Annotated in this window: 23 protein-coding genes; 13 read left to right on the top strand and 10 right to left on the bottom strand. The window is 61.4% G+C overall.

Annotated features, from left to right (window positions below; genetic code table 11):
• Positions 1-104, bottom strand: a 104-nt coding sequence (locus E4L98_RS17900) for a twin-arginine translocation signal domain-containing protein (RefSeq protein WP_135202898.1), incomplete at its 3' end; no start/stop codon positions are given.
• Positions 104-2509 (bottom strand): TonB-dependent receptor, encoded by a 2406-nt coding sequence (locus E4L98_RS17895; protein ID WP_205746764.1) that lies wholly within the window; start codon positions 2507-2509, stop codon positions 104-106. The genes E4L98_RS17895 and E4L98_RS17900, both read right to left, overlap by 1 nt.
• A 117-nt stretch (positions 2510-2626) precedes the next feature.
• Between E4L98_RS17895 and E4L98_RS17890 the strand changes: the two genes are divergently transcribed.
• Together E4L98_RS17890 and E4L98_RS17885 are read left to right on the top strand one after the other, a co-directional pair.
• A complete protein-coding gene (locus E4L98_RS17890) occupies positions 2627-2938 on the top strand; it encodes a hypothetical protein (RefSeq protein ID WP_135202897.1) in 312 nt (103 codons plus the stop codon).
• 2 nt (positions 2939-2940) lie between these two features.
• Positions 2941-3906 (top strand): bile acid:sodium symporter family protein, encoded by a 966-nt coding sequence (locus E4L98_RS17885; protein ID WP_135202908.1) that lies wholly within the window; start codon positions 2941-2943, stop codon positions 3904-3906.
• Here E4L98_RS17885 and hslO read toward each other — a convergent pair.
• Together hslO and E4L98_RS17875 are read right to left on the bottom strand one after the other, a co-directional pair.
• Positions 3903-4853 (bottom strand): Hsp33 family molecular chaperone HslO, encoded by a 951-nt coding sequence (gene hslO, locus E4L98_RS17880; protein ID WP_135202896.1) that lies wholly within the window; start codon positions 4851-4853, stop codon positions 3903-3905. The genes E4L98_RS17885 and hslO overlap by 4 nt on opposite strands.
• Before the next feature lie 3 nt (positions 4854-4856).
• Positions 4857-5381, bottom strand: a complete 525-nt coding sequence (locus E4L98_RS17875; RefSeq protein WP_135202895.1) for a gamma carbonic anhydrase family protein — start codon at positions 5379-5381, stop codon at positions 4857-4859.
• A gap of 138 nt (positions 5382-5519) precedes the next feature.
• Between E4L98_RS17875 and E4L98_RS17870 the strand changes: the two genes are divergently transcribed.
• The 9 genes from E4L98_RS17870 to bamC all read left to right on the top strand — a co-directional run bounded on the left by E4L98_RS17870 (position 5520) and on the right by bamC (position 13663).
• The gene (locus tag E4L98_RS17870) at positions 5520-6404 is read left to right on the top strand and encodes an alpha/beta fold hydrolase (RefSeq protein ID WP_135202894.1); all 885 of its coding nucleotides are present in this window, start codon (positions 5520-5522) and stop codon (positions 6402-6404) included.
• A 31-nt stretch (positions 6405-6435) separates the two neighbouring features.
• Positions 6436-7275, top strand: a complete 840-nt coding sequence (locus E4L98_RS17865; RefSeq protein WP_135202893.1) for a 3',5'-nucleoside bisphosphate phosphatase — start codon at positions 6436-6438, stop codon at positions 7273-7275.
• Positions 7276-7386: 111 nt separating this feature from the next.
• On the top strand, positions 7387-8262 hold the full coding sequence (gene htpX, locus E4L98_RS17860; protein ID WP_135202892.1) for a protease HtpX: 876 nt from the start codon (positions 7387-7389) through the stop codon (positions 8260-8262).
• A gap of 3 nt (positions 8263-8265) precedes the next feature.
• On the top strand, positions 8266-8889 hold the full coding sequence (locus tag E4L98_RS17855) for an L-threonylcarbamoyladenylate synthase (protein WP_135202891.1): 624 nt from the start codon (positions 8266-8268) through the stop codon (positions 8887-8889).
• An 84-nt stretch (positions 8890-8973) separates the two neighbouring features.
• Positions 8974-9651 (top strand): site-2 protease family protein, encoded by a 678-nt coding sequence (locus E4L98_RS17850; protein WP_135202890.1) that lies wholly within the window; start codon positions 8974-8976, stop codon positions 9649-9651.
• A gap of 9 nt (positions 9652-9660) precedes the next feature.
• The gene (locus tag E4L98_RS17845) at positions 9661-10863 is read left to right on the top strand and encodes a tryptophan--tRNA ligase (protein WP_135202889.1); all 1203 of its coding nucleotides are present in this window, start codon (positions 9661-9663) and stop codon (positions 10861-10863) included.
• Between the two features lie 18 nt (positions 10864-10881).
• Positions 10882-11430, top strand: a complete 549-nt coding sequence (locus E4L98_RS17840; RefSeq protein WP_135202888.1) for a class I SAM-dependent methyltransferase — start codon at positions 10882-10884, stop codon at positions 11428-11430.
• Between the two features lie 85 nt (positions 11431-11515).
• A complete protein-coding gene (gene dapA, locus E4L98_RS17835; protein ID WP_135202887.1) occupies positions 11516-12391 on the top strand; it encodes a 4-hydroxy-tetrahydrodipicolinate synthase in 876 nt (291 codons plus the stop codon).
• A gap of 81 nt (positions 12392-12472) precedes the next feature.
• Positions 12473-13663 (top strand): NlpB/DapX family lipoprotein, encoded by a 1191-nt coding sequence (gene bamC / locus E4L98_RS17830; protein WP_229257437.1) that lies wholly within the window; start codon positions 12473-12475, stop codon positions 13661-13663.
• A gap of 104 nt (positions 13664-13767) precedes the next feature.
• On the opposite strand, the gene E4L98_RS30760 is transcribed toward bamC, so the two are convergent.
• From E4L98_RS30760 to E4L98_RS17815, 3 genes are all read right to left on the bottom strand, one after another.
• Positions 13768-14004, bottom strand: coding sequence for a hypothetical protein (locus E4L98_RS30760; RefSeq protein WP_135202886.1), 237 nt, complete (start codon positions 14002-14004; stop codon positions 13768-13770).
• A 298-nt stretch (positions 14005-14302) separates the two neighbouring features.
• On the bottom strand, positions 14303-14734 hold the full coding sequence (locus E4L98_RS17820; protein ID WP_229257436.1) for a DUF7931 domain-containing protein: 432 nt from the start codon (positions 14732-14734) through the stop codon (positions 14303-14305).
• Positions 14735-14793: 59 nt separating this feature from the next.
• Positions 14794-15915, bottom strand: a complete 1122-nt coding sequence (locus tag E4L98_RS17815; protein WP_135202884.1) for a cupin domain-containing protein — start codon at positions 15913-15915, stop codon at positions 14794-14796.
• A gap of 110 nt (positions 15916-16025) precedes the next feature.
• Here E4L98_RS17815 and E4L98_RS17810 point away from each other — a divergent pair, with 110 nt between their 5' ends.
• Entirely contained in the window at positions 16026-16568 is a 543-nt protein-coding gene (locus E4L98_RS17810) for an FKBP-type peptidyl-prolyl cis-trans isomerase (RefSeq protein ID WP_135202883.1), read from the top strand.
• Between the two features lie 7 nt (positions 16569-16575).
• On the opposite strand, the gene E4L98_RS17805 is transcribed toward E4L98_RS17810, so the two are convergent.
• Both E4L98_RS17805 and mutS read right to left on the bottom strand, forming a co-directional pair.
• A complete protein-coding gene (locus tag E4L98_RS17805; RefSeq protein ID WP_135202882.1) occupies positions 16576-17514 on the bottom strand; it encodes a hypothetical protein in 939 nt (312 codons plus the stop codon).
• Positions 17511-20153, bottom strand: a complete 2643-nt coding sequence (mutS, locus tag E4L98_RS17800; protein WP_229257435.1) for a DNA mismatch repair protein MutS — start codon at positions 20151-20153, stop codon at positions 17511-17513. The genes E4L98_RS17805 and mutS overlap by 4 nt, the downstream gene beginning before the upstream one ends.
• Positions 20154-20474: 321 nt before the next feature.
• Here mutS and E4L98_RS17795 point away from each other — a divergent pair, with 321 nt between their 5' ends.
• Positions 20475-22022 carry a tyrosine-type recombinase/integrase gene (locus E4L98_RS17795; protein ID WP_167761366.1) on the top strand — a complete coding sequence of 516 codons (1548 nt, stop codon included), beginning with the start codon at positions 20475-20477 and terminating at the stop codon, positions 22020-22022.
• A gap of 269 nt (positions 22023-22291) precedes the next feature.
• On the opposite strand, the gene E4L98_RS17790 is transcribed toward E4L98_RS17795, so the two are convergent.
• Positions 22292-26284: an NACHT domain-containing protein gene (locus E4L98_RS17790; protein ID WP_135202880.1), complete on the bottom strand. Its 3993-nt coding sequence runs from the start codon at positions 26282-26284 to the stop codon at positions 22292-22294.
• Positions 26285-26296 lie beyond the last annotated feature (12 nt).

The raw sequence follows: 26296 nt of genomic DNA, 5'->3' as shown, positions 1-26296 counted from the left end.
GCGCCCGGCAGCAGCAGCGCGGCGCCGGCGGTGCCGGCGGCCACCGCCGCCGTCTGGATAAAGCCGCGGCGCGACAGCCGCGTGGGCAAGATCAGTTTGTTCATCAGAAGTCCGCCATCAAAGTCAGGAAGCCCTGACGTGGTGCAATCGGGAAGGTATTGTACGTGCCGCTGGCCGCGCCGACCACCACGTTGAGGTCGCCCTGGCGGTCGGTCAGGTTGCTGACGTTCAGGCGGTAGCGCGCGTTCTTCACCCAGCCGCCATTCAGGAATGGCAGCTTGCCCGAGACGCCCAGGCTCATCAGGAAGTAGCTCGAGACGTGCAGGTCGTTGGTATAGGTGGCGTAGCGCTTGCCGACGTAGTCGCCGATCAACTGGAACTCGGTGTCGGCCACGGTGGCGGTGGCGACGAATTTGTCCATCCATTCCGGGCTGCCCGGCACTTTCTTGCCGGCGGTCTGGACGATGTCCTTGCCGCTGGTGTAGTTGTCGTCGTACTTGGAGTCGTTGTACGACAGCGCGTTGTACAGCGAGAAGTGGCGGCCGAAGTGCAGGGTGGCCGAGAGGTCGACGCCGTTGGTCTTGACGCTGCCGACGTTGGTCAGCACGGCCAGGTTGCCGCCGATGATGGACGAGATCACCGAGGTCGGGCTGATCGACAGCAGGCGGTCCTTGAAGTCGACGTGGTAGACGTTCAGTTGGCCGTCGAAGCCGCTGAGGGTGCCCCAGTTCAGGTCATGCCGGGTGCGCAGGCCGGCTTCGTAGGTGACCGAGGTTTCCGGCTTGGCGGTGGCCTTGAACAGGTCGAACGCGGGCTGGCTCGACAGGCTCCATGGCGACACGCCGCCACCGCCGTAGGTAACGAACTGGCGCATGTTCTTCTGCACGTTGAAGAAGGCCTGGTCGCTGCTGCTGATGTCCCAGCGGCCGCCGATCTGCGGCAGGAACCATTTCTTGGTGTCGATGGTGCCGACCGGTAGCGCGGTGGAGCCGGCGATGGCGCCGTTCTTCGGCTGCACCGGGAACTGGCCGTCGGCAAACTGCAGGCTGGATTTGAAGCCGGCCTGCAACACCATGTCCGGACGGAAGTGCCACTCGTCCTGCAGGTGCAGCTGGGCCACCTTGTTGTCGATCTCGCTGCCGTACTGGGTGATCAGCGGATTGCTCGGGCGGTCGTATGGCGAGCTCGGATGGTTCACGTCCAGCGCATACCAGCGGCGGTAGGCCGACGAGCGGTTGTGCTCGAGCCAGATGCCGGCTTGCAGGTTGTGGTTGCCGATTTCGCTGCGCAACGTGGACAGCCAGCCGCCGCGGTTGATTTCGTATTCGGTGGTACGGGTGGCGTAGCCCGAGTTGCCGAACACCTGTTTCAGGTTCTGGCCAGGGAAGTACACCGCGAACAGCGCCGGCAGGCCGGCCACGCCGATCGGACCGGCCACCACGCCGACGCCGTCGTCATTGTGGTAGTAGATCTGGTTGGACCAGGTGGTGCTGTCGCTGATGTTCCAGTCGTACTTGGCGTAGGTCAGGTAGTCGGTACGCTGCGCGTCGCTGTAGTAGTTGCGGTAGTTGTTGCCGTCCGCGGCGGGCGTGGCGCCGGTGGCCGACAGGTAGCCCAGCGCCTGCTGGAAGTCGGGGTAGGTGAAAGGACGGGTGTAAGGCTGGAATTTTTCACTGGCCGAGCGCACGGTGCTGTCTTCGTTCGGCTCGATCTTGTCCGAATAGGCGAAGTACAGGCTCAGCTTGCCGTTGGCGCCGCTGTTGACGAACTTGGCGTTGACCTGGTCGCCGCCCTGGCGGCCGTTGAAGTCCCAGGCTTTCTGCTCGTGGTGCACGGCCGAGATGTAGGCGCTGTTGCCCTCGCCGAAGTTGCCGGTGTCGTAGCGCAGGAAGGTGCGCGAGGTCTTGTAGCTGCCGACGGTCTGCTGCACGGCCAGGTTGCGGGTGCTCAGCGGGTTGCTGGAGAAGGTCTCGATGGTGCCGCCCAGGTTGCTGGTGGAGGCGGTCGCCAGGTCGCCGGCACCGGTCGACAGGATCACGCTGCCGACGTTTTCGCTGGTGATGGCGCGCTGTGGCGACAGGCCGTTGTAGTTGCCGTACTGCTGGTCGCCCAGCGGCACGCCGTCCATGGTATAGCCCAGTTGCTGGCCGCTGAAGCCATGGATGAACAGCGACAGGTTTTGTTCGTTGTTGCCCCATGGGTCGGCGGTCTGGAAGCTGACGCCAGGCAGGGTTTGCAGTGCCTTCAGCGGGTTAATGCCGGGCAGGATTTTCTGCATGTCGGACTTGTTCATTTCCACCGACGAGCGGGTCTTGCGGGTGGCGACTTCGACGGTGGCGATCGGCGCGGCGGCGGCGCCGGCCGTGTCGGCGTCGGCGCTCGCGCTATCGGCAGTGGCGGCGGCTGGGGTGTCAGCCATGTCGGCGACGGCGGCGGCCACATTGGCGGCCATGGCCAGCATAGGGAAGCTCAGCGCGGCGAAGCACACTGCGGATATTTTCTTGTTCATGTTTACCTTGGATGCAAGTTGGAAGAATTAACAACTCGCGGATGATAGGGGCGCAGTGTTACCGGATCATGACGCGCGTGGGTTAAACTGCTGTCTGGAAATTACGGAGGTGTAACGATGCGTCGCATTTTGTTGTTGGCTTTGCCATTGGTGTTGTCGGCCTGTGCTAGCACCGGCCAGTCCAAGCTGGGCAATTTTGTGAATGGGGTGATCAAGCCCGGCATGTCGATGGACCAGGCGATGGTGCGCATGCAGGCGGAAGGCTTTTACTGTAGCGCGGCCAATCCCGGCGATACGGTCACGCCTTGCAGCCGTGCTTATCCGCGCCTGCTGCGTAGCAGCTGTGAAGAGCGCGTGGATTTGATCCGCAGCGCCGGTTCGGCCAACACGCTGGGCGGGATCGATGTGCTGGAACTGAAGTGTCCCTGATGATGCGGCGCCCGCGTTTTTTGCCGGACAATTTCACCCTGGCCATGATCGCCACGGTGATCGCGGCCAGCGTGTTTCCCTGCTACGGCGAAGGCGCCGTCATCTTCAACAACATCACCCACGTGGCGGTGAGCCTGCTGTTCTTCCTGCACGGCGCCAAGCTGTCGCGCGAGGCGGTGATTGCCGGCATCACGCACTGGCGTTTGCATCTGCTGGTGTTGCTGTGCACCTTCGCGCTGTTTCCGCTGCTGGGACTGGTGCTGAAACCCATCCTGACGCCGCTGGTGACACCGGACCTGTACCTGGGCATCCTGTTCCTGTGCATGCTGCCGTCGACGGTGCAATCGTCGATCGCCTTCACGGCGGCCGCGCGCGGCAACGTGCCGGCGGCGATTTGCAGCGCGTCGGCGTCGAATCTGCTGGGCATCTTTATCACGCCGGTGCTGGTCGGCCTGCTGACGTCGGCGCAGATGCAGGGTGGTTCGCCGCTGGAATCGGCCTTGCAGATTGCCTTGCAGCTGCTGTTGCCGTTCATCGCCGGCCAGGTGGCGCGGCGCTGGATCGGCGCCTGGGTGGAAAAGCACAAGCCGCTGACGCGCATGGTCGATCAGGGCTCGATCCTGCTGGTGGTGTACACGGCATTCAGCGAATCGGTGGGGCAGGGCTTGTGGCACCAGGTGTCGTGGGGCACGCTGGCCGGGCTGCTGTTGATCAGCGCGCTGCTGCTGGCGCTGGTGATGGGGATCAGTTCGCAGCTGGCGCGGCGGCTGGGATTCAACCGCGAGGACCGGATTGCGATCGTGTTCTGCGGTTCCAAGAAGAGCCTGGCCAGCGGCGTGCCGATGGCCAAGGTGCTGTTCGCCGGCAGCGCGCTGGGCGCCGTGGTGCTGCCGCTGATGTTGTTCCACCAGCTGCAGCTGATGGTATGCGCCGTGCTGGCACAGCGCTACGCCCAGGAAAAAACTTAGTGCTTGGCTTCGCCGGCGGGGATCAGGGTTTCGACCGGATCGCTGCTGGCGAATAACTGCGCGCAATCGACCTTGTCGTACTCGTAGTGCTTGCCGCAGAAATCGCAGTTCACACCGACGTGGCCCTGTTCCGCCACCACGCTTTCGATTTCTTCGCGGCCCAGCATCTTCAGCATGTTGCCGACCTTCTCGCGCGTGCAGCTGCAATGGAATTGCGGATGCAGCGGATCGAACACGCGGATGGTCTCTTCCCAGAACAGGCGCTGCATCAGCACGTCGATGGTGGTGTCCAGCAGTTCCTGCTCTTTCAGCGTGGAGCCCAGCACCACGGCGCGGTTCCAGGTTTCCAGCGCGTCTTCGGCGCTGACCGGCGTCGCTTCCGCCTTGCCGCCGTGATACGGCAGTTTTTGCAGCAGCAGGCCGCGCGCGACGTTGTCGTCGGCCGCCAGCCACAGCTTGGTGTCCAGCTGTTCCGAGCGCAGCATGTAGTTTTCGATCACGGTCGCCACCTCGCCGCCGTCCAGCGGCACCACGCCCTGGTAGGGCTGCTGGCCCGGCACTTTTTCGGTCGGGTCCAGGGTGATGACAAAGCGGCCCTTGCCATGCTGATTCACCAGCGCGGTCAGGTCGGCGTCGTCGGCGATCGTGGCGTCCGGGTTGAGCTTGGCGGTGGCGCGCAGGCGCAGCTCGGCGTCGCACTCGACCACCAGCAGACGCACCGGCCCGTCGCCATGGATCTGCATGACGATGGCGCCGTCGAACTTCAGGTTGGCCGACAGCAGCGCCGCCGCCGACACCATGTGGCCCAGCATTTTCTTGACCGGGGCGGGATAGTGGTGGCGCGCCAGCACCTCGCGCCAGGTGGCGGAGATGTCGATCAGCTCGCCGCGCACGGCAGCGTTCTCGAAGATGAATTTCTGCAGGGTGTCCTGAGTGGTGATGCTCATTGTTTATCCGATCTTTTTAAGTTGCGTCTTGAACAGTTGTCCGCGCTGCACATAGCTGTCGGCGCTGCGCAGCAGGCCGGCCACTTCCTCCGCCGTCAGCTGGCGCGCCACCTTGGCCGGCGCGCCGATGATCAGCGCGTGGTCGGGGAATTCCTTGCCTTCGGTGACCAGCGCGCCGGCGCCGACCAGGCAGCCCTTGCCGATGCGCGCGCCATTCAGGATCACGGCCTGGATGCCGACCAGCGCACCGTCGCCGATGGTGCAGCCGTGCAGCATGGCCTGGTGGCCGATGGTCACATGCTCGCCCACGGTCAGCGGGTAGCCGATGTCCGTGTGCATCACCGTGCCTTCCTGCACATTGCTGTGGGCGCCGATGGTGATGCGCTCGTTGTCGCCGCGCAGGGTGGCGCCGTACCACACCGAGCTGTGCTCGCCGAGCGTGACCTTGCCTATCACGGTGGCATTGTCCGCAACGAATGAGGATGCCGCGATCTCGGGCGCGTGATCGCCCAGTTGGTATATTGACATTGGAAGCTGAGTGGTTAATGGCGGGATGGCACTATTTTACGCTTGCGTTGCCAGCGAACGGTCGTGCTATTATTGCCCTTGCGGCTGGCAAGCATCCGATATGGCGCCGGCCGCGTCAATTTCAAGGCAGAGAGCGTCATGACCCACAAACCGTCCCGATCCGAGTTCCTGACCATCCGCGGCCTGCGTTACCATGTGCGCCACTGGGGCAACGCGGGCGCGCCCAAGCTGTTCATGCTGCATGGCTGGATGGACGTGGGCGCTTCGTTCCAGTTCGTGGTCGACGCCTTGCAGGGCGAATGGCATGTGATCGCGCCGGACTGGCGCGGTTTCGGCCTGTCGCAGCGCAGCGGCCTGGACACTTACTGGTTCCCCGATTATCTGGCCGACCTGGACGCCATCCTGCGCCATTATTCGCCGGAGCGGGCGGTTTATCTGCTGGGCCACAGCATGGGCGGCAACGTGGTCGGCCTGTATGCCGGTGCGCGACCCGAGCGCATCCGCAAGCTGATCAATCTGGAAGGGCCGGGCCTGCGTGGCGCGCGACCCGAGCAGACGCCCGGCCGCTACGCAAAGTGGCTGGACAGCCTGCTGGAAAAGCCGGAAATGCGCACCTATCCGAGCCAGGCGGCGGTGGCCGCCCGCCTGCAAAAGACCAATCCGCGTCTCAGCGACGACAAGGCCGCGTTCCTGGCCCGGCACTGGTCGGCGCAGAACGATGCCGGCGCGTGGGAAATTCTGGGCGATCCGGTGCACAAGCAGGCCGGGCCGCTGCCCTACCACGTCGATGATGTGATGGCCTGCTGGCAGGCGATCACCGCGCCGGTGCTGTGGGTGGAAGCCGACCAGACCAATATGTGGGACTGGATGGGCGCCAAACCGGCCGGCCGCGTCGAACTGGAGCGGCGTCTGGCGCACCTGCGCGATGTCACCTGCAAGACGGTGCATGACGCCGGCCACATGCTGCACCACGACCAGCCGCTTGCGCTGGCGCAGATGATAGAAGAATTCCTCGCCAACTAAGCGTGCGTATAAATCCCTCAGGCAGCGTACAATGTCAGTTATGAAAGTCGATCTGCATTGTCATTCCAACGTTTCCGATGGTGTCCTGGCGCCCGCCGCCGTGGCGGAGTACGCCGGCAAGGCCGGCGTTGACGTCTGGGCGCTGACCGACCACGACGAGGTCAGCGGCGTTGCGGCCGCGCGCGCCGCCGCGCAGGCGCAGGGTATGCGTTTCGTGAGCGGCGTGGAAATTTCCATCACCTGGGCCAACGAGACGGTGCACATCGTCGGCTTGCAGCTGGATGAAACCAATCCGGCGCTGGTCGAGGGTCTGGCCTGCACCCGCTCCGGCCGCGACAGCCGCGGGCACGAGATCGCCCGCCAGCTGGAGGCGGCCGGCATTCCCGATGCCTATGAAGGCGCGCTGAAATATGTCGGCAATCCCGATTTGATGTCGCGCACCCACTTTGCGCGCTATCTGGTGGAAATCGGCGTCTGCGCCAATACGTCGGAAGTGTTCAAGAAATATCTGTGCGAAGGCAAGCCCGGCTACGTGCCGCACTGCTGGGCGACGCTGGAGCAGTCGGTCAACTGGATACGCGGCGCCGGCGGCATCGCCGTGATCGCGCATCCGGGGCGCTACCGCTTCTCACAATTGGCGCAGGGCGAGTTGTTCGATGAATTCAAGCAATTGGGCGGCGCCGCCATCGAGGTGGTGACCGGCAGCCACACGCCGGATCAATATCCCGTGTATGCGCAGCTGGCCAATGCCTACGGTTTCCTGGCCTCGCGCGGCACCGATTTCCATGCGCCGGGCGAATCGCGGGTGGACTTCGCCGCGCTGCCGCCGCTGCCGGCCAATGTGAAGCCGGTCTGGCACGACTGGTTCTGACCTCGGGCGGTAATATCGCCGAGCGATTACCGCCGCCTGCCGGCTTGATTTTGCGTTGCGCTGGTCTTACCTTATGATTCTGGCAAATTGTTGCCTGTACCGGAGACCTCCATGAAACGCATCGTCCTGTTTATCGCCACCAATCTGGCCGTGATGGTGGTGTTGTCCATCGTCCTGTCGCTGCTGGGTATCGGCCGGCCGGGATCGGGCAGTACCCTGCAGCTGGGCAGCCTGCTGGCGTTCTCGCTGGTGGTGGGCTTTACCGGCGCCATCTTTTCGCTGCTGATCAGCAAGCCCATGGCCAAATGGTCGACCGGCGCGCGCGTGATCGATACGCCGTCCTCGTCCACCGAGCTGTGGCTGGTGAACACCGTCAAAACCCTGGCCGAGCGCGCCGGCATCGGCATGCCGCAAGTGGCCATCTACCAGGGCGAGCCGAACGCCTTCGCCACCGGCGCGTTCAAGAACTCCGCCCTGGTGGCGGTCTCCACCGGCCTGCTGGACGGCATGAACCGCGATGAAATCGAGGCCGTGCTCGGCCACGAGGTGGCGCACATCGCCAACGGCGACATGGTGACCATGACCCTGATCCAGGGCGTGACCAACACCTTCGTGGTGTTCCTGGCGCGCGTGGTCGGCTTCTTCGTCGACAACTTGTTGAACAGGAACGAGGAACGGCGCGGCCCCGGCATCGGCTATATGATTACCGTGTTCGTCTGCGAGATCGTGTTCGGTCTGCTGGCCTCGCTGATCGTGGCCTGGTTCTCGCGCCAGCGCGAATTTCGCGCCGACGCCGGTTCCGCCAGGCTGCTGGGCAGCGCCTTGCCGATGCAGCATGCGCTGGCGCGCCTGAACGGCATGGAGCCGGGCGCGCTGCCGCAGACGCTGGCCGCCTCGGGAATCACCAACGGCGGCGGCTGGAGCGCGCTGTTTTCCACCCATCCGCCATTCGAACAGCGTATCGCGGCGTTGCGTGCCGTACAATAAGGTATGAGCCAATTCTTCCAGGTCCACCCCGTCAATCCCCAGCCGCGCCTGATCAAGCAGGCGGCGCAGATCATCCACGGCGGCGGCATCGTCGCCGTGCCGACCGATTCCTGCTACGCGCTGGTGTGCCACCTGGACGACAAGGCCGCCGTCGAGCGCCTGCGGCGCATCCGCGGCATCGACGAGAAACACCATCTGACCCTGCTGTGCCGCGATTTGAGCGAGCTGGGCGTGTACGCACGCGTGGACAACCAGCAATTCCGCCTGTTGAAGGCGGCCACGCCGGGGCCGTTCACCTTCATTCTCGAGGCGACCAAGTGCGTGCCGCGCCGGCTCAGCCATCCGTCGCGCAAGACCATCGGCCTGCGGGTGCCGGAAGACACCATCATGCATGCGCTGCTGGAAGAGTTGCAGCAGCCGCTGCTGGGCACCACGCTGATCCTGCCGGGCGAACAGGAGCCGCTGAACGACGCCGACGAGATCTGCGCGCGGCTGGGCAAGCAGCTGGAACTGATCATCGACGGCGGCGCTTGCAGCATGCAGCCGACCACCGTGATCGACCTGACCGGCGCCGCGGCGCTGCTGGTGCGCCAGGGCGGCGGCGACGCCAGCGTGTTCGGCCTCTGAGCAAGCGTTCCCCACATCAGGCAAGCGGGCCGGCCTCCGATGGCCCGCGAAGGCAGGCCGCGCGCCTCTGGTAAAATCCCGTCCATGAACGAAACCGACAGTATTATCCAGACCATCACGGTCTACATCATCCCTGTTCTTTTTGCAATTTCCCTGCATGAAGCCGCACATGGATACGTCGCCCGCTATTTCGGCGACTCCACCGCCGCCGACCTCGGCCGCCTGACCGCCAATCCGCTCAAGCACATCGATCCGTTCGGCACCGTGATCCTGCCGCTGGTGCTCAGCCTGCTGAGCCTGCCGGCGCTGGGCTTCGCCAAGCCGGTGCCGGTCGATTACGGCCGCCTGCGCAATCCCAAGAAGCAGATGGCTTTCGTGGCCGCCGCCGGCCCGGCCGCCAACTTCGCCATGGGCCTGGCCTGGACCATCCTGTGGGTGATCCTGATCCAGGTGTTCGGCCTCAGCCCGGACGACTTTTTCGCCAAGATGGCGCAGGCCGGCTGGGGCGTGAATTCGGCCATGTGCGTGTTCAACCTGATTCCGCTGCCGCCGCTGGACGGCGGCCGCATCGTCACCGGCATCCTGCCGATGTCGCTGGCGCGGCCGTACGCGCGCATCGAGCGCTATGGCCTGTGGGTGTTCATCGGCCTGATCGTGCTGATGCAGCTGGGCGTGCTGACCGGTTTCCTGGTGCGCGGCATGCACTTCGTGCAGGGCATCTGGCATCTGCTGGTCTATCCCCTGCAACTTCTTTTCAGTTGAGCCTGAACCATGTATCCCGATCGTGTCGTTTCCGGTATGCGTCCCACGGGCTCCATGCATCTAGGGCATTATCACGGCGCGTTGAAGAACTGGATCAAGATGCAGACCGAGCTGCCTTGTCTGTTCTTCGTGGCCGACTGGCATGCGCTGACCACCCACTACGACGACCCCACGCTCATCGAGCGCAGCACCTGGGACATGCTGATCGACTGGCTGGCGGCCGGCATCGATCCCTCGCAGTCGACGCTGTTCATCCAATCGCGCGTGCCCGAGCATGCCGAGCTGCATCTGCTGCTGTCCATGGCCACGCCGCTGGGCTGGCTGGAGCGGGTGCCGACCTACAAGGACCAGATCGAGAATCTGGCCAATAAAGACCTTGCAACCTACGGCTTCCTCGGCTATCCGCTGCTGCAGGCGGCCGACGTGCTGATCTACCGCGCCAGCCAGGTGCCGGTGGGCGAGGACCAGGTACCGCATATCGAGATGATGCGCGAAATTGCCCGCCGTTTTAATCATTTATACGGCAAGGAAAAGGGGTTCGAGGAAAAAGCCCAGGATGCGGTGAAAAAGCTGGGCAGCAAACGCGCCAGGCTGTACAACGAACTGCGCACCGAATACCAGCAGCACGGCAAGGAAGACGCGCTGGCGCAGGCCAAGGCCATGCTGGACGATGCCCAAAGCCTGTCCATGGGCGACCGCGAACGGCTGTTCGGCTACCTCGAAGGCAGCCGCAAGCTGATCCTGGTCGAGCCGCAATCCCGGCTGACCGAGGCGTCGCGCCTGCCGGGCCTGGACGGCCGCAAGATGTCCAAAAGCTACGGCAATGCCATCGCCCTGCGCGAGGACAAGGACTCGGTCGCCAGGAAGATCAAGACCATGCCGACCGACCCGGCACGCGTGCGCCGTTCGGACGCCGGCGATCCCGAGCGTTGCCCGGTGTGGCAGTTTCACCAGGTGTATTCGGACGCGCCGACGCAGGAATGGGTGGTCAAAGGCTGCAAGTCGGCCGGCATCGGCTGCATCGAGTGCAAACAGCCGGTGATCGACGCCATCATCAAGGAACAGGAACCCATGCACGAGCGCGCCCAGCAGTATCTGGACGACCCGTCGCTGGTGCGCGCCATCGTCGCCGACGGCAATGACGCCGCCCGCAAGCTGGCCCAGGACACCATGCGCGACGTGCGCGAAGCCATGGGCCTGGCCTACACCTAAGTAAAAGCAGGTAAAGACATGAGCGATCAAATCTCCCCCTGGGTGCAGCGCTATGCCCCGCTGGTGCCCGGCGGCGCCGTGCTGGACCTGGCCTGCGGCAACGGCCGCCACGCGCGCCACATGGCGGCGCTGGGGCATGAAGTGGTGGCGGTCGACCGCGATCCCGCCGCGCTGGCGGCCGCCTGCGGTGCCGGCATCACCACCTCCTGCATCGACCTGGAGGAGGCCGGCGCGGCCTGGGCCTTCGGTCCGCACCGCTTCGCCGGCATCGTGGTGACCAATTACCTGCACCGCCCGCTGATCGCCGACATGCTGACCAGCCTGGCGCCGAACGGCGTGCTGATCTACGAAACCTTCGCCGACGGCAACGCCCAGTTCGGCAAGCCGTCGAATCCGGCCTTCCTGCTACAGCCGGGCGAGCTGCTGGAACTGGCGCGCGCCCACGGTCTGCGCGTGGTGGCGTTCGAGGATGGCGTGACGGCCACCCCAAAAGCTGCCATGGTGCAACGTCTGTGCGCGGTGAAGCCTGATTTCCCGCGCGAAGCGGCGCTGTTGCCGCCATTTTGAGCGCCGATTTTATCGCCCCGGATGCACCACGGGCGCGGCCTATCGACTACAATCGTTGTTTTAATACTTTTAGCAGTGGTTTCCTATGATTAAGGGCAGCATCGTAGCAATCGTCACCCCGATGCACGCAGACGGCAGTCTGGACTTCGAGGGTTTGAATCAGCTGATCGACTGGCACATCGCCGAGGGCACGGACAGCATCGTCATCGCCGGCACCACCGGTGAATCGGCCACGGTGAGCGTGGAAGAGCATTGCGCACTGATCAAGGCGACCGTCAGCAAGGTGGCCGGCCGCATCCCGGTGATCGCCGGCGCCGGCGCCAATTCGACCGCCGAGGCGATCAAGCTGACCACCTACGCCAAGGAAGCGGGCGCCGACGCCACGCTGCAAGTGGTTCCTTACTATAACCGTCCGACCCAGGAAGGCATGTACCAGCACTTCAAGGCCATCGCCGAGGCGGTGGACTTGCCGGTGATCCTGTACAACGTCCCGGGCCGCACCGTGGCGGACATGAGCAACGACACCATCCTGCGCCTGGCGCAGATCAGCAACATCGTCGGCGTGAAGGATGCCACCGGCAACATCGGCCGCGGCTACGACCTGCTGCGCCTGGCGCCGAAGGAGTTCGCCGTGTATTCCGGCGACGATCCGACCGCGATGGCGCTGATGCTGGCCGGCGGCGCCGGCAATATCTCGGTGACCGCCAACGTGGCGCCGCGCGCCATGGCCGAGATGTGCAAGGCGGCGATCGCCGGCGACATCGCCAGGGCGGTCGAGCTGAACAATAAGGTCTTCCCGCTGCACCAGAAACTGTTCGTGGAACCCAACCCGGTGCCGGTCAAGTGGGCGCTGGCGGAAATGGGCAAGATGCCGGCCGGTATCCGCCTGCCGCTGGTGCAACTGGGCGAGGACTACCACGACACCGTCCGCTCGGCCCTGCGCGAAGCCGGCGTCCTGTAACCCCCAACGCGATCGAGCACACGTCCCGACCTGGACTCGGATCACATTTTGCTGCACTTCAGCTTCTTAAACAGTAACGACATGACTAATCGCAAGACAGCTTTTATTTCCTCGCAGCGCGCGCTGGTGGTTGGCGCCTTGATGACCAGCCTGACCGGTTGCGGCATGATCAGCTCGGTAATCGGCAACGACAAGGTCGACTACAAGTCGGCCAAGAAGGCCAGCACGCTGGACGTCCCGCCGGACCTGACCCAGCTGCAGAAAGACAACCGTTACTCGCTGCCGGATTCGAACAACGGCATCGCCACCGCGTCCGGCTACAACGCCTCCAAGGCGGCCCAGTCCGGCGCCCTGAACAGCACCGCAGTGGTGGTGGCCGGCCAGCCGCCGGCCGGCACCGTGGTGCAGACCACGCTGAACGACATCAAGGTCGAGCGCGACGGCAACCAGCGCTGGCTGGTGGTCAAGCAGACCCCTGAACAGCTGTGGCCGCAACTGACCAAGTTCTGGGAAGATTCCGGCTTCACGCTGTCGCAGGAACTGCCGGCGGCCGGCATCATGGAAACCGAGTGGAACGAGAACCGCGCCAAGATCCCGCAAGACTTCATCCGCAACACCATCGGCAAGGTGTTCGACTCGGTGTATTCGAGCGGCGAGCGCGACAAGTTCCGCACCCGCATCGAGCGCCGCGCCGATGGCGCCAGCGAGATCTACATCAGCCACCGCGGCGTGCAGGAAGTGGCCACCGGCTCGGAAAAGGAAACCACCAAGTGGATGCCGCGTCCTAACGATCCGGGCCTGGAGGCGGAATTCCTGGCGCGCCTGATGAACAAGCTGGGCAACGGCGGCGAGCAGCTGGCCGGCGCCAAGACCGCTGTCGACAGCGCCATCGTGCAGCCGCAGCACGCCTCGCTGGTGGGCAGCGGCGCCGAGCGCGCGGTGCAGGTGGACGAGGGCTTCGACCGCGCCTGGCGCCGTGTCGGCCTGGCGCTGGACCGCGCCGGCTTCACGGTGGAAGACCGCGACCGTACCCAGGGCATGTACTTCGTGCGCTACATCGACGATGCGGCCGAGTCCAAGGGCTTCTTCAGCAAGCTGTTCAGCTGGGGCTCGTCGTCGGAAGAAGAGAAGGAAGCGCAGCGCTACCGGATCTCCGTCAAGGCGGCCGAGGGCAATGCCAGTATCGTCAAGGTATTGAGCAATGCGGGCAAGCCGGAAACCTCAGCGGTCGGTGAGAAAATCCTGACCCTGCTGCACGAGCAGTTGAAATAATAAAAAAACCGGCGCAAGCCGGTTTTTTTTATCGCATCAAAACTTTTAAAAGTTTCAGGCGAAAAAAAACCGGCTCGCAAGCCGGTTTTTTTCTCAAGCTGATATTACTTCGAAGCAGCTGGAGCAGCAGCGGCTGGAGCAGCGGCAGCGTCCGAAGCGGCTGGGGTAGCAGCGGCTGGAGCAGCAGCGTCAGCTGCTGGAGCTGGTGCTGGAGCTGGTGCTGGGGCAGCAGCTTCTGGAGCGGCTACTGGAGCTGGTGCTGGAGCAGGCGCTTCTTCTTTCTTCGAGCAAGCAGCCAGAGCAACAGCCAGCAGGGAGGCGATCAGCAGGGATTTTTTCATGGATTTTCCTTAGTTAATTCAAAATTAAACACAGTGTTGCGATTAATAATTACCGGTAATTATCGCTCATTAGGTCATCTTCGCAGGCTTGATCACCTCTTTTAAAAGGTGCTAACCAGACAACGGAAACTTCCTAGCCGAATATTATAGCGATTTTTAGTGCATCGCAATAGTTCCACAAGCCTAACACTCAACTATTTTGCGTTATCGCAACATTTAGTTTTCGACTCGGCGCGCGGCTTTTGCGGCGTACCTACCAGTGTTCGCAGCGAACAGAAGCATTCTACTCTTAACTGGCTCACAATCCAGTTGAGTTTGCTAATAAACCGGGCCCGGATTCTAACCAAATTGTAAGAAAACGTTCGAGGCTGGTCCGCGTGTCTTGCGGGCTGTTAAATGCGGCTTCCCCACGGAAATGATCGGCGTGAAACCGCCGGACGATGTGGAACTGGTCGGCGATGCAGAACGAATCGGTCAGCTGGCGCAGCGATTTGCTGGTGCGGCGCACTTCGATCAGGTGACCATAGTCACGCAGCAGGCGCAGGAAGCGCGGCGCGTCGCGTTCCAGCCGCTTGCCTTCGTGCGCGGCCAGCTGCAGCCGGCCGCCGTTCTGCAGGAAGCGGCGCAGGCCGGCGTCGGTGCCGCTGTGACCCAGCTCCCAGATGTCGTAATCGGGGTCGAACATCTGCAGCGTGTGCTCGGCATGCGAGAGGCAAGTGGCCAGATGCATCTGGAACTCCGCCCGGGTACTGAAGGGAACCACCAGTCGATCCATCTTGCCTCCGTGGTTTAGCCTAATTCGACCCAGCCGTCCTGGTACCAGGTGTACAGCGCTTCCAGCACGTCGTCCGAGGCGGCGGCGAACTGTTCGCCGTCCAGGCGGCGCTGATTGGCCAGCAACTCCAGCGTGGCCTTGTCGGCCTTGCCGACGCCGAACGATTCGCCGTTGATGAACACGTGCTTGCCGCGGTAGAGCATCTGCGTCTTGCGCGACAGCGACAGCCCCTTCTTCATCACCGCCTCGCCGAACTTGCCGACCGTGAGTGGCTTGGCCGGGCCGGTGAAGAACACATTGTGCTTGGGCTCCGACATGTACTCGCCGAAGAAGATGGTGATGTCTTCTTCGGTAAAGCGCACCTTGTTCAGTTCCTCGGCGAGGCTGGTCAGCATCTGGCGCGGGATCTCGGCCGGCTTGTCGCCGGCTTTCAGATCGGGGTCGGCGTAGCGGCCCGGCAGATCGATGGAATCGGCCATGAACTGCAGGAAGGCTTCGCCCAGCTCCTGGTAGGACGGCGAACGGAAGCCGATCGAATAGGTCTGGCAGTCGCCGATGGCGACGCCGTCGTGGGCGTAATGCGGCGGCAGGTACAGCATGTCGCCCGGGTTCAGCACGAATTCCTCTTCCGGCTGGAAGTCGGCCAGGATCTTCAGCGGCAGGCCGTCGACCAGCGACAGGTCCTTCTGCGCGCCGATGCGCCAGCGGCGCTGGCCCTGTGCCTGCAGCAGGAACACGTCGTAGGAATCGAAGTGCGGACCGACGCCGCCACCGTCGGTGGCGAAGCTGACCATCAGGTCGTCCAGGCGGGCATCGGGAATGAAGCGGAACTGGCGCAGCAGCGCGTCGGCCTTGGCGTCGAACAGGTTGACGCCCTGGACCAGCAGCGTCCACTCGCGCTGCTCGCGCGCCGGCAGGCTTTCCAGCGGGCCGTGCTGCATCGCCCATGCGCCGCCGAAGCCGGTGACCAGGCGCGATTCCGCGTGGTTGGTGGCGGCCAGCTTGGCCAGCGCGTCGAGGCTGAGCAGCGGCTTGAAGCCGGGGACTGCATTGCGGATCAGAAGTGGCTTCTTGTGCCAGTAGTCGCGCAGGAACTGCGCAGGCGTGATGTCGCCGAGGAGAGGTAGTTTGTTCATGCCGCATTATAACTTGGGCCGTCGGCGCCGCGTTTGCCCGGCCCTGGCCGCCGCGGCGCTTTTGCGATCCAATGTATAATCCGGGGCTAATTACTGAAAGGATGCGCACCATGAAGATTGCCAAGAACACAGTCGTGACTGTTAACTACAAACTGTCCGATGCCCAGGACAATCTGATCGAAGACGGCCGCCAGCCCATGGTCTACCTGCACGGTGGCTATGAGAATACGCTGCCGAAAATCGAAGAAGAACTGGACGGCAAGGACGTCGGTTACTCCTCCATCATCCAGATCGAGCCGGAAGACGCGTTCGGCGACTACGACGCCGCGCTGGTGAAAGTGGAACCGCGCAACCGCCTGCCGGAGCCGCTGGAAGTCGGTATGCAGTTCGAAGGCATGCCCGACGGCGAAGCCGGCGAAGAGGAAGCCATGATCTTCACCGTGACCGACATCGCGGACGACAAGGTGGTCCTGGACGGCAATCACCCGCTGGCCGGCATGGCGCTGCGCTTTTCGCTGAACGTGGTGGACGTGCGTGAAGCCACCGAAGAGGAAATCGCCCATGGCCACGTGCACGGCGCCCACGGTCATCACCACGATGACGACGATGAAGGCGAAGAGGGCGATCACGTCGCCATCCACCCGATTCACTAAGCCCGCGCTAGTCGCTGCCGCCCTTGAGAGAGAACAGGGCGGCCGCGCCCGGCGTCACGCGCACCTCGGCCCACTCCGCGGCCATGTTCAGATGCCCCAGGTTGCCGCGCCACTGGATGGCCGGTTCCGCTCCCGCCGCATTGGCGGCGGCCGGCTGGGCATCGACCAGCAACACCTTCCCCTGATATTTTTCCGCCAGCGCGCGGATCTGCTTGCGCACCTCGGCAAAGCCGTCCTGTTTCGCGCTGAAGCTGGACAGCAGCGAGAAGCCCTCGTCCACCGTGACCCTGGCGTCGCCTTCCGAGAACAGCACCAGGCCGTGCATCTTCTGGCGTTCGGCCAGCGTGAACAGGCGGTGCAGCCAGGCGCGGTTGGCCACCAGCCGGTCCTCGTATTCGCTGTTGCGGCCCGCGGCCGGCAGGTAGTGGTTATTGTTCGCCGGCAGATTGATGGTGGCGAACAGCACCTTGTTGTACTCCCAGTGCATGTTCTCGGCGTAGCTGCGGAACTTGGCGCTGGAGGACAGCCGCGTGACCTGGATGCGGCGCGCGCCCAGCGATTCGCCATCGACGTAAAACACTTCGCGCAGCCGGTTCAGACGCTCGATGGCGTTGGAACGGCCGGCGGAATTCAGGCAGGCCGCCCAGTCGCTGCCGGCCAGCGACACGATCATCGGCGCGGCCGATTCGTTGAGCAGCGCGCGCCGCTGCGCATACAGCTTGTCGCTGCATGGCTCCGACGCGGCCTTGATGCCGGTGGCGACCACGAACGCCGGCGCACCCTGGGCCGCGTCGGCGATCGCGCGCCTGAGCGCCGCCTCGTCGCGGCCTTGCTGTAGCGGATGGCCGATCACGCTGAACTGAAACGCGGCCTGCGCGTGCGCAACCGTCGCTGCCGCCATCATGGCGATGGCCAGCGCATGGCGGCTGCGCGGCGCGCCCCTCATGCCTGCGCGGCCGCCGTCAGGCGCTTCAGCTGGTACAGCCGGTCCAGCGCCTCGCGCGGGGTCAGCGCGTCGGGATCGACCTCGTCCAGCGCGGCCAGCAGCTCCTGCATGGCCGGACTCACGGCGACCGGTGCGCTGGCGATTTCCTCGTCGTTGGCGTCCACCGACGGCGCCGCGAACAGGTCCAGCTGCGGCGTCGCGTCCAGCGCCTGCGCCTCCAGCCGCGCCAGGTGCTTGCGCGCGGCCTTGATCACCGGCTGCGGCACGCCGGCCAGTTGCGCCACCTGCAGGCCGTAGCTCTGCGAGGCCGGGCCGTCCTGCACCGCGTGCAGGAACACGATGGTGTCCTTGTGCTCCACCGCCGACAGGTGCACGTTGGCGGCGCTCGGATGGCTGTCCGGCAGCTGCGTCAGTTCGAAATAGTGGGTGGCGAACAGCGAGAAGCTGCGGCTGGTCTCGATCAGGTGGCGCGCGATGGCCCAGGCCAGCGCCAGGCCGTCGAAGGTCGAGGTGCCGCGGCCGATTTCATCCATCAGCACCAGCGAATGCTCGGTGGCGCCGTTGAGGATGGCGGCCGCCTCGGTCATCTCCACCATGAAGGTCGAGCGGCCGCCCGCCAGATCGTCGGTGGCGCCGATGCGGGTGAAGATGCGGTCGATCGGGCCGATGGTCACGCTCTGCGCCGGCACATAGCTGCCCATGTAGGCCAGCAGCGTGATCAGCGCCACCTGGCGCATGAAGGTCGATTTACCGCCCATGTTGGGGCCGGTGATCAGCAGCAGGCGGCGCTCGTCGACGAAGCGGCAGTCGTTGGCGATGAAGCGCTCGATCTGGTTTTCCACCACCGGGTGGCGGCCTTCCTTGATGTTGATGCAGGGCGTGGCCACCAGCTCCGGCGCGCACCAGTTGTGGCGCAGCGCGTGGTCGGTCAGCGCGGTCAGCGTGTCCAGCTGCGCCAGCGCGCGGGCGATGGACTGCAGCGTGCCGATGTACGGCGCCAGGTCGCCCAGCAACTGGTCGTACAGCATCTTCTCGCGCGCCAGCGCGCGGTCTTGCGCCGACAGCGCCTTGTCCTCGAAGGCCTTGAGTTCCGGCGTGATGTAACGCTCGCAGTTCTTCAGGGTCTGGCGGCGGCGGTAGTCGTCAGGCACCTTGTCGGCCTGGCCGTTGGTGACCTCGATGTAGAAGCCGTGCACCTTGTTGTACTCGACGCGCAGGTTGGCGATGCCGGTGCGCGCGCGTTCGCGCGTCTCCAGATCGACCAGGAACTGGCCGGCGTTTTCCGACAGGCCGCGCAGCTCATCGAGTTCGGCGTCGAAGCCGCGCGCGATCACGCCGCCGTCGCGCACCATGGTGGCCGGTTCCGCCATCACCGCGCGCTGCAGCAGGTCCAGGCAGGCGGCCGGCGTGGCCAGGTCGGCGTGGAGGCCGGCCAGCAGGCCCTCCGGGTCCGTCAGCGCGCGCTGCATGCCGTGGCGCAGGGCCGGCAACTGGGTCAGGCCGTCGCGCAGGCTGGCCAGGTCGCGCGGCCGCGCCGACAGCAGGGCGATGCGGGTGGTGATGCGTTCGATGTCCGGCACCTGCGCCAGCGTGTGCGACAGCGAGCCGGTGGCGTCGGCCTGCGCCAGCGCGGCGATGGCCTGGTGGCGCGAGCGGGCCAGGTTCTGATCGCGGCGCGCGTGATGCAGCCAGTGGCGCAGCAGACGCGAGCCCATGGCGGTGCGGCAGTGGTCGAGCAGCGAAAACAGCGTCGGCGACTCCTGGCCGCGGATGGTTTCGGTCAGCTCCAGGTTGCGGCGGGTGGCGGCATCGAGGCCGATGAATTCATTTTCCGTTTCGGTGGTCAGCGTGCGCACGTGCTGCAGGCCGCGGCCCTGCGTCGATTGCGCATAGCGCAGCAGCGCGCCGGCCGCGCCGAACGCCGCGCCCAGGCCGTCGGCGCCGAAGCCGGTCAGCGTGGCGACGCTCAGTTGATCGAGCAGCGCCTTGTGGCCGCTGACCACATCGAAATGCCATTCCGGCACGCGGTTGACGTGGCAGGCCGTGTATTCCTCGAACAGGTCGCCGGTATCGCCGCGCAGCAGCTCGGCCGGGGCGATGCGCTCCAGCTCCTGCTGCATGCGCGTGTTGACGGTGTGGGTGTCGCCCGAGAACTCCATCAGGCGCAGCGCGCCGGACGCCAGCGACAGCCAGGCCAGGCCGGCGGTGGCCACCTTGCGCTGCACGATCACGCACAGCGCCAGCAGCGGGCGCTCGGCCTTTTCCGGCAGCAGGTCGGCATCGGTCAGCGTGCCCGGCGTGACCACGCGCATCACCTTGCGCTCGACCGGCCCCTTGCTCGTGGCCGGATCGCCGATCTGCTCGCAGATCGCGCACGACTCGCCGATCTTGACCAGCTTGGCCAGATAGCCCTCCAGCGAGTGGAACGGCACGCCGGCCATCTTGATCGGCTGCCCGCCCGACGAGCCGCGCGCCGTCAACGTGATGCCGAGCAGGCGCGAGGCCTTTTCGGCGTCGTCGAAGAACAGCTCGTAGAAGTCGCCCATGCGATAGAACACCAGCATGTCGGGATGCTGGTTCTTGATCGCCATGTATTGCTGCATCATGGGGGTCAATTTTTCGGGAGGGGTTGCGCTCATTGGGTTTGCTCAGTTCTGTTGTTTTTTGTCTGTTGAATCAAATGCTTAGACATTTTTGAGTACCGCAACTTGCCGCAGCTTTCCGCAACTTGCCGCAAAGTTCCTTCTCCAAAAAGTGTACCAAAAGGGGACTAGCGAAAAAAAGCAGAAAAACGCTTCAAACGTGGTCCCCCGCGAAATATAGGGTCTGAAAATGTTTAACATATTCAATAGCTTAGATGGGGATTTTAGTCCCCTCGGAGCATGGAATACGGACGCCGGATTATACCGGGAAACCGACCGCGCTGTACTTAACAAACCTATATGCAAAGGAAACACGTAATGAAATTCAGCCTCACAATGCCGTTCATCAAGAACCTGTCGATCGACCAGCGTCCAGTCGGAATCGATTCACAAGGTCAGATCATCTACGAAGCCAACCCGGCAGAGGCACCTTACATCGTCTATGACTCGGCCCAGGAGGCACCGGTGGGGTTCGGTGTCAAAGTCGCCGGCAAGAAGACGTTTATTCTGCGACGCAAAGTGGATGGTAAGTCTATGCTTGCGAAAGTTGGGGATGTGGCGGACTTCATGGTGGGAGGCAAATCGCCGCTCCCTCGCGCACGTGAAGTTGCCGCCGGGTTGGCGATCGTGATGAAGGAGACCGGCAAGAACCCGGTTGTTGAGCAACGAATGCGACGCGTCAATGACATTACACTCGGGCAGGCGTTCGATTTCTACAAGAGGCACTTAGCTACGCGGGCCGTCAAGCCAGCATCTGACAGTACGTTGAAGGCACACGATGTGGACGTTCGCAAGTTCGCCGGGTACGGTTGGCTTCGCAAAAAGGTTTGTGAGCTGTCTATCGACGAGATCTCGGAGAAGTTCGTTGAAGAAGTCAAAACGCATCCAAGCGCAAAAGAGCGAGCGTTTCGTCATGCGATTACCTGCGTGAATTGGTACATTCAAAAAGAGAAACTCGCAGCGCGCAGTGAGCAACGCGATCCTCGACTAACGTCAAATCCATTTGAAGTGTTGGTATTGGATAGGATGTTTCGCACTCCGGCTCAACTGGAATTGTTGCGACAAGAGAACCAAGTTCGAAACCCACTTCGACCTTCGACAACCTTAGGGCCTTTTCTGGAAGTCGCCTGGGGGAAAAGGAGGTACAACGATAACGAAACAGCCGTAGATTTTTTGATTCTGCAGCTGCTGCTAGGATGCCGCAAGTCAGAACATGGAGCTACGCAATGGGGCGAGCAATTGACTCCTGAACAGCGTCTTAAGACCAGTCATGTAATGTTGGATTGTCCGGAGTACGGTGCATATATCTTCTTCTATCAAACGAAGAACGGCTTGAATCATCGACTTCCGCTGGGACCTATTGCGGTTGAGTTGCTCCGGCGCCGACAAGCCTTGTGCGCTGAAGCTTTTGTTGCGGGCGAGTCCACTTCGTTGACGCGAAAGTTCGTTTTCCCGGCTCGCAGTAAGTTCTGCAAAACGGGACACTACTCGGACTCCACATACATCTTGAATGTCATTCGGGAGGATGCCGAAATTCCGAAGCTGACAAATCACGATCTCCGTAGGAGCTTCGGAACCATGATGGTGACTCTGGATGTTCCGGAAAACATCTACGCGCGATTTTTCAATCACAAGCGACCGATCGTTACTGATCTCTACACCAAACCTGAATGGCGACTGCTTCGAGAGTGGATTGAGAGGATTGAAAAGAACATCATCTCTACTGCGCCCAATATCTATAATTCGCTGAGCCCAGCAGGTTGGCCTGTCCTGGCTGCGCCAGAACCGTTCGTGAGTAAGCGAATTGTTCGTCTCGGGCGCCCGCCTAAGATGCGTAATGAGGTGCAAGCAACTATGGTCGCTTAGCGTCTGGGTATGATCACTTGAGTTTAACCGCATTTCAGATAAATTGCGTTTATCTGAAATGCGGATACCTGAAGCATGTACTTGACATCGGCTCTCGCTAGATATGATCACCTGCAACTGGGACAACGATCACCGCCACTCATCCGCACAACTCACCAGTACCATGCGGTGCGGTGATACCAATCCTGACAAGCTGCTTTCGCGGTAGAGACTTTCAGAACTATAAATCATGTGACAACTGGCGTTCGTTCAAGCCGAGCTAGTAAACCTTAGCCCGCTTCAAAGAACTTGAAGATGGTGTCATCGTGCTCAATGTCTGGTCTGTTCTCAGACCGCCAAAAACCCTCTGAAAGCGAATAATGAATTTGACGCTCACCCCAGCTCAGGCTTACAAGCTTCTTGCCTAGAAGAGCAGCATATTTGACCAGCAAATCTTCCCTAACGTACAGGAGCGAAGTGCTGTCTGAGTGGCTATCGCCTGCCTTGAGATAATACGTAGCTCTCCTTCCCGATGAATCGAAGAGCCCAACGGAGCGTAGGCGCGAATGCAGTTCAAACTGATCACAGAACCACGGATTAGGCATGTTGAACGAGACTTGATTCAGCGCCGAGTGATAGCTCTCCCAAGCAAATGACCAAGACAAAGGTTCGACCTCGAATCCACCGACGTTTTGCCATCTCATTCTTTGAACGACTCCGCTTGCGAATTGCTCCTGGGTGGGAATCGACTTAAAGTTTGTCACATCGTGTATGGTGATTTGGTCCTCTTCGTCAAGCTGGCTGTTAATAACCTCCAGATGGCGCGAAAGTGCGGCGCGAGCTCTCTTCCGGCCGGCGTCGGACTGTGCACGGAAAAACTTCAAAACCAGTGCGCCATCGACGTGATACCACGCCTCCTCGATTAGCTCAGTCACCAATTGTTGTTCATGACTGCCAAATGCTCTAACGGTTCGCGACGTTTCCTGATCAGTATCGTCTCGGCCGCCGAACCGTTTGGACCAGCCAATTTCTCCCGCATATGTATAGTGATCCTCCGACACATGACTGATCTCGTGTGGCGGGAAGCCGTCTTTCATAAACGCCTGTCGTAGGTGTTCGACGTTGTCATTATTTGCGAGGTACATATGCATGTGCGCCCATAGTTGATGAAGTGTTGATTTGTCTTCTTCGTTTATGTACCCACATACAAGCCTCCAAGGCCCAGCGTCGCCATTGATTTCGTCACGACGAAGTAGCGCCTTATAATCAGGAGCAGGGCCGGATTTCAACCACCGGAGGTGTGACTTGGGCAAACGTTTGCGATTGAAGAACCCTTGCATCGGCGGCATTGAGTGATTCTCTTCAATGGGGAAGCTGGGATCTACATCGCAGTCGCTAGTGCGTTCGGCTCTGCGAAGCAGCCCAGTGGACTGGCGAAGGCCATACATTTCGAAGTACGCAATCCACGCGTACTTTTTTCCGTACCTATCCACTTTAGCGCCATCTGCGCTGCGGCCGTGGCTATGCGTCCTGGCTATGGCAGAATCGATTACCCCAAACTTGGCGCTGTCATATCCGAGGTTTGCCATTCTCCATTCAATTTGGCGTCGAACCCTCCTGTAGTCGACATGCTTGTCGTCATAATTAGAGCGACCTGGCACTAGCCGCCCGATGGTGTAGTTTCCGAAATCCATCTGAATCGCGGAGGTCACTTTTTTGATTGTCTTGGGGGAGATTCGCCGAGACTCCGGGAATTTTGAAAGAATGCCAGTGAATGGTGGTGCCAAGAACGGTTCCAAATCTTGCGTAATTACCTCGGCATCGATTCTCTTGGCGAGTTCAATTATTCCAAGGGCATAATCTCGGGTGAGAACGTGATGAGTATGGAATCGGCCTGCTGGGCAGAACAGTTCTCGCGCTAAGAAGTTTGCTGATCGTGCCAACTCAGGGAGAAAATCTGCCCGGTTCATGCGCCAAAGACTCATGGAAACGCCGTACATCGCTGCCAGAACGCGCTCTCCCACGTAAGGGTCATTAAACGCTAGGGCCACTTCCGCAAATGAGAAGAGCGCGCTCGGACAGGATTCGCCAACGCGAACAAGTGCCAGCGTAGATTTATCTCGCAAGATTCGATCCGAGGTGGTCAGAAATGCTGATAGCAGCGTCACAGCCAGCGTGGCCGTTTCGATGCTTAATGCTTTGAATGGGATCGACGAATAGAATTCTGCTACGCGATCGATTGCGCTGCCGGGCTCCGCTGCGCGTAGGACTTCGCTCCATGATAGGTCACGCTCCTGCATGCTGAGGCCAGCCAAGAAGCGAAAGAGTCGTTCCGCGCTGAAAGGATGTCCTGGCTTTGTCGCAACCATTACCAGCACATCCATGGTGCGGTGAAAGGCTTCGTAGTGGTCAGGATTCATCGCGGTACGAACTATCCTCTCTGTGCTTGAATCGATGGTTGTGGGCGATCGCCAGCTGAAGCCATCAATGAAAGGAGTGAAGTAACTATTTAGGTCTTGGGCATGCTGAGGAAGGTAGTAGTACAGCTCCCGCTCTCCTTCTTGGATTTTTGTTTTTACTACTTCGGGGAATTCGATGATGAGAGCTTCCGCCAATGCTGGATTTGCGTACTGCCTACTCCAATTATGTGGTCGCTCAAATACCCTGCCGAGCGGAGTGCCAGGCGTTAAGCTCGCCCTGATGGTCTCTAGACTGTTTTTGTCGAGGTGTCGCGCCAGCAGATGTCGCGCGATTATGTGGTCGCTAAACCTTTGGTAGGGTAGGCCGATAACTCGCTCATGATGTTCACCTTTGCCTGTCCATTGTGCATAGTCGTGAATCACACCTTCTTGGATGAGTCGAGTCAGAAGAGTACGTGCCAATGACGCGGTTGTGATCTCTGGCCTCAAACGGGCGATTCGGATAGCATCTTTAAATGGCACTGAGTCCACCATATGCTCTGCCATATATGAGGCTAGACCGGACGAGGCATGGTCTTTAATTGCATCATCGCCCTTGATCAGTTTCCAGCAAAAGAGCTTGGGTAGCCCCAGCTCCTTCTCGACTTGATCCGTACGGCGCTTTACGAAACTCTCTAAGACGAAGGTCATGCCTTTCTGTCCAGAGGTAATTCCTAAAAAGCCTTTGCGTTGTTCCTTTCGAGGTAGTTCCGCAAATGACTCGCACAGAATTTTCAGCGTGAGCGGGCGGGAGAACTCTTCCGTCAAAAGCGGCACTTCGGGCAGTGGAACTCCGTAGAAAGAAAAAAACGCCTTCTGTGCGTCGAACTCGATATCGCCGAATCCTGGATGGACGAGGCTGATATACTGGTTGCGAGTACGTTCCGAAAAAAGGAGTTTCTCCATCGGCGTACGACAACTCAAGACGAGCCCAACATGGTTGTACCGTTTTGCGTGCGTTGTCAGCCTTGCGATAAAGCGGCGCCAGGTATCGAAGTCCCCTTCATTCACTCCATCTATCATGAACACGGTTCGTTTCCCAGTCCCTTTACCTAGCTGATCTAGTGCCGCTAGAAGCGAATCGAGAGATGACGCACCGAATATTTCACACAGTCCTGTTTCCAAGTCGACGGTACCGGCGATATCCTTAGCGAGTAACGTAACAGAAGGCACCTTGGCCGCGAGGAGTGCAAGACTAACATCGCATAGAAAATGTGTCTTGCCACTTCCCCAAGGGCCCAACAATAATGCGAGATTAGAAAATCGCAGTTTCATTGCGTGCGACTCTATAAGGCGGGCGCAACGGCGGCACGAAGTATCGAGGCGTCGCACGTAATCCAGACGTTGTCTTAGCTTCTCCAGTTCCTGATCGCTGCGATACTCGTTTCTTCTTTGGCTTGCATGACTATCTTGTTTGCTGAGGTGTTGGTCACGTGCCTGAATCGAGATTTCAAGCTCAGCTTCCTGGCCGCGAATCAGATCTGTCAATTCGTTGATGGTGCGCTCAAGGCGAGCGAATCGAGTTTTGCCTCGTCCTACTTTCTCCAGACCTAGTTTTATCAGATCATCAGCTACCGCGTCGGCGAGCTGCTCGAAACTTTGACCGTCGGCGATGCGGACACCTCGGCCGACTGCTTCGCGAATTGATTCTGCGGCGGCTTTGAGCATTTCCGGGAACCGAGTGCTCACAGCTAATCCAGCTAGTGCTTGCTCCAACTCGGTTATGTTCAAATTTGGAGCGTTCTTTGCTATGCCAGGCGTATACCGAGGCCCAGCGCTCTGTACTGTTTTGTTAGTGATTTTCTTTAGCAGTTCTATGAGCATTTGAGGGCTTCG

This window comes from Duganella callida (assembly GCF_004614165.1).
Lineage (GTDB): Bacteria > Pseudomonadota > Gammaproteobacteria > Burkholderiales > Burkholderiaceae_D > Rugamonas > Rugamonas callida.
The sequence above is the reverse complement of the archived record's forward strand: the minus strand, read 5'-3'. Positions and strand labels throughout refer to the sequence as shown.